Source organism: Mesorhizobium sp. M8A.F.Ca.ET.021.01.1.1, from assembly GCF_003998025.1.
Taxonomy (GTDB): domain Bacteria; phylum Pseudomonadota; class Alphaproteobacteria; order Rhizobiales; family Rhizobiaceae; genus Mesorhizobium.
In genome coordinates this window covers 1-3604 of the sequence record NZ_RZSJ01000613.1, presented here as the reverse complement: position 1 = coordinate 3604, position 3604 = coordinate 1, and the positions used below count along the sequence as shown (strand labels likewise).

Here is a 3604-nt window from a genome sequence, read left to right as displayed (position 1 = left end):
CTGATCGCGCCGCGGCCGTCCTGGATCTTCAGCGCATACCAGACGCTGGCACCGCCCCCGCCAACGGCTATGGCAAGCGAGATCAGCGTCAGGAAAGCATTCTTGAGCATTAAGGGCCGGGTGCGCGAGGATTGCCGTTCGGGGATATCGCGGCGCAGGGCCCTGTGGCAAGCCGGCGTGATGGTTTTGCGTGTCGGTCTTGTCTCACCGGGCGGATGTCACAGGGCCGAAAGCGTCTCGGGTGGAGTGGGGGCCTCGAGTTTGGGCGCCATCTGGAACAGTTGGCTCATGTCCCGCAGCGTCTGCGTGGTTCGGCTGGACAGCACCGGCGGCCGCTCGGCGGCGGCGTCGGCCGCTGCCTGCTCCTCGCTCTTCTTCTGCGCCTCGGCGGCCTTGGCCGCGATCTCCTCGTCGACGAAGGGTTTGTCGATACCGGGGATCGGCTTCAGGTCGATGTTCTGGTGCGCATAGACCATCAGCCGCTGCCACACCATCGCCGGCAGCGAGCCGCCGGTCATGTTCTTGGTCGGGGTGAAATCGTCATTGCCCAGCCACACGGCCGCCGTGTAGTTGCCGGTGAAACCCACGAACCAGGCATCGCGGTAGGATTGTGTCGTGCCGGTCTTGCCGGCGACGACGATGTTGGGAATTTGTGCCCGCCGCGCCGTGCCCATCACTGGCACGGCCGCCAGCATGGTGTTCATGGATTTCAGCGCCTGCTCGGAGAGCACGCGATGCGGTGGCGGCGCGTCCTTGGTCCAGTCATACACCACGTCGCCGGTGCGGGTGACGAGCTGGGTGATGCCGTGCCTGGAGCCGACGAAGCCGTTCTGGGCAAAGACGCTGTAGCCAGTCGCCTGGTCCATCACGGTCATGCCCGAGGTGCCGAGCACCATCGTCTTGTGCCCTTCGAGCGGCGACTCCACGCCAAACGATTCCGCCAATGCCTTGATCGGCGCGATTCCGAGATGGTCCTTCGCCAGTCGCACCGGCACGGTGTTGATCGACTTGGCCATCGCCATGATCAGCGTGATGTTGCCCGCCGACTCGCCGCTGTAATTGTGCGGTGACCAGTTGCCCCAGCTGATCGGCCCGCCCGAAATGATCGAGTTCGGCGTGAAGCCGTGTTCCATCGCCGTGGCGTAGACATAGGGCTTGAACGACGAGCCGGTCTGCCGCAGTGCCTTGGTGGCACGGTTGAACTGGCTGGCGCCGTAATCGCGACCGCCGACGATCGCCCGCACCGCGCCATTGGTCTCGATGACCACCACCGCGCCTTCGGTGACGTTGTACTCCTTGCCGAACTGGCGCAGGTGGAACTCGACGGACTCTTCCGCCGCCTTCTGGATGTTGGCGTCGAAGGTGGTATGGGCGACCAGCGAGTGCTGGCCGGGCTTGGCGATCTTCTTCACCTCGTCGAAGGCCCAGTCGAGATAGTAGTCGGGACTCTTCTGTTCGCCGCGGTCGACGACGTCGGCCGGATGCAGCCTGGCCTGCAGCACCTGGCCTTCGGTCATGAAGCCGGAATCGACGAGGTTGGACAGCACCACATTGGCGCGCGCGCGCGCCGCCGGCAGGTTGATGTGCGGTGCGTATTTGGTCGGCGCCTTGAACAGGCCGGCGAGCATCGCTGCTTCGGCAAGGTTCAGGTCCTTGACGCTCTTGCCGAAATAGAAATCCGCCGCCGCCTCGATGCCGAACGTGCCGCCGCCCATATAGGCGCGGTCGAGATAGAGCTGCAGGATTTCCTTCTTCGACAGATTGGCCTCCAGCCACAGCGACAGGAAGGCTTCCTTGATCTTGCGCTCGAACGTGCGCTCATTGGTCAGGAACAGGTTCTTGGCCAGCTGCTGGGTGATGCTGGAGCCGCCCTGGACGACCGAGTTTGCCCGCACATTCTCGAAGATCGCCCTGGAAAGGCCGAGCACGTCGATGCCGTAATGGTCGAAAAAACGTCGATCCTCGGTGGCGAGCACCGCCTTGATGACGTGGTCGGGCATCTCGTCGACCGGTACTGAATCGCGCTGGATGATGCCGCGCTGGCCGATCTCGTTGCCGTAGCGGTCCAGGAAGGTGACCGCGAAGTCGCCTTGGGCACGCCAGTCCCCCGTGGTGTCCTGGAAAGCGGGTATCGCCAGCGCCAACATCACCACCATGCCGCCGGCGCCGAGTGTAAAACCTTCGCTCAACAGTTCGATGAAGCCACGGCGCCAGCCCTTGAGACGGAAGCGCCGCGAGAAGATCGTCGCGGCCTCCCAGAACTCGCGCGCCTTGAACCCGATCTCATAGAGCGAGGAATCGAGCCACGCGTCCAGCGCCAGAAGGCGGGAGGCGATCGGACCTCTTCTCTTGCGCGGTTCAGGGTTGACCATTCTAAAACCCGGCTCGGCTCTGGCGCGACCTGAAAACCGCAAGCGGGCAATTTCAGGGCGGTGCCCTGTTCCGACTATTCATCCATTTTGCCGACACTCACAAGGGCGTCGGGGACACAGCTGCAAGGTTTGTCGATGGAAGAGCCGGCTAGCCGGCGGCCCGGCTCCTCGCCAGCCAGCTTCCCGATTTGGCGAGCGAGGGGGAATTTGCCTCTTCAGGGCTATCAGGCCGCCTCGCGCTTCAGTGCCTGCGCCATGCAATGGATGCCGCCGCCGGTCTTGGAGATTTCGCTCATGTCGACGGCCGCGACCTCGAAGCCGCGCGCCTTGAGCTGGCCGATCAGCGTTTGGCTGGAGGTCGGCGCGATCACCCGGTCCTTGCCGAGCGACATGAAGTTGCAGCCGAGCGCCATCGTGTCCTGGAAGGGCACGTCGATGATCTCGTGACCCTTGCCCTTCAGCCAGTCGACGATGCCGGGTTCGGTGCAGGCGAGGCAGACGGCGGTGAGCTTTTCGGCGATCGGCACAACCATCAGGTCGATGTGGACGTAATATTCGTCGATGAAGGCGATGCGCGTCTCCCAACCTTCCTTCTCGAACCAGGCCTGCACCTGGCGGGCGCCTTCCTCCTGCGTGCGGGCGCCGCCGCAGCCGATCAGCACCACGCCGTCCTCGATGACGTTGAAGTCGCCGCCCTCGAAGGTGCCGGCCGTCACCATGTCGTAGATCGGGATGCCGAGCTTTTCATAGGTGCGGATGGCGGCATAGTTCTCGCCGCGCCGCCACCAGTTGGCCATGGCGGTGATGATGGCGCCATAAGGCGTCATGACGCTGGAATCACGGGAATAGACCTGCATCGGCAGCTCCGGCGTCGGCTCGTGCCAATGGATGTTGACGCCGAAATGCTCGTAGGCCGCGACCAGATCCTTGTGCTGGGCCTGCGCGATCTGGACATTGCAGGGCGCCTCGCGCAGATGTTTTCGCGAGAGCGAGCTGGTCGAGAGGTGACGCAGGAAGTTCGGCGATCCGAGCAGCACGTCGGTCAAGACATCGGTCTCGTTGGCGAAGCCCCATGATGTCAGCGGCTTGGTGCCGCCGGCCGGGTTGCGGCGTTGAAGCGAAAACGGTTCGGCGACGATGCGGTCATGAACGGTCATGCGGTTCTCCTCGTGGCTTGTTCTCAAGAATTGGTCGGTCGCGCATTGTTTGGTATCCACCAGTCGCGCCCGCGC

At 63.8% G+C, this 3604-nt stretch carries 2 protein-coding genes and 1 pseudogene; all 3 read right to left on the bottom strand.

Features of this window, described 5'->3' with window-relative positions; translation table 11 throughout:
• Positions 1-110, bottom strand: a pseudogene (locus EOA36_RS38985) (DUF1214 domain-containing protein); the annotation flags it as partial.
• Between the two features lie 108 nt (positions 111-218).
• Positions 219-2372, bottom strand: a complete 2154-nt coding sequence (locus EOA36_RS30780; RefSeq protein WP_127280683.1) for a penicillin-binding protein 1A — start codon at positions 2370-2372, stop codon at positions 219-221.
• A gap of 224 nt (positions 2373-2596) precedes the next feature.
• Positions 2597-3529 carry a dimethylarginine dimethylaminohydrolase family protein gene (locus EOA36_RS30775; RefSeq protein WP_010915034.1) on the bottom strand — a complete coding sequence of 311 codons (933 nt, stop codon included), beginning with the start codon at positions 3527-3529 and terminating at the stop codon, positions 2597-2599.
• Positions 3530-3604 lie beyond the last annotated feature (75 nt).

What these genes read in the sequence shown, in the direction of transcription:
- EOA36_RS30780 (WP_127280683.1), bottom strand. Translation starts at nt 2,372, where the DNA reads ATGGTCAACCCTGAACCGCGCAAGAGAAGAGGTCCGATCGCCTCCCGC.
- EOA36_RS30775 (WP_010915034.1), bottom strand. Translation starts at nt 3,529, where the DNA reads ATGACCGTTCATGACCGCATCGTCGCCGAACCGTTTTCGCTTCAACGC.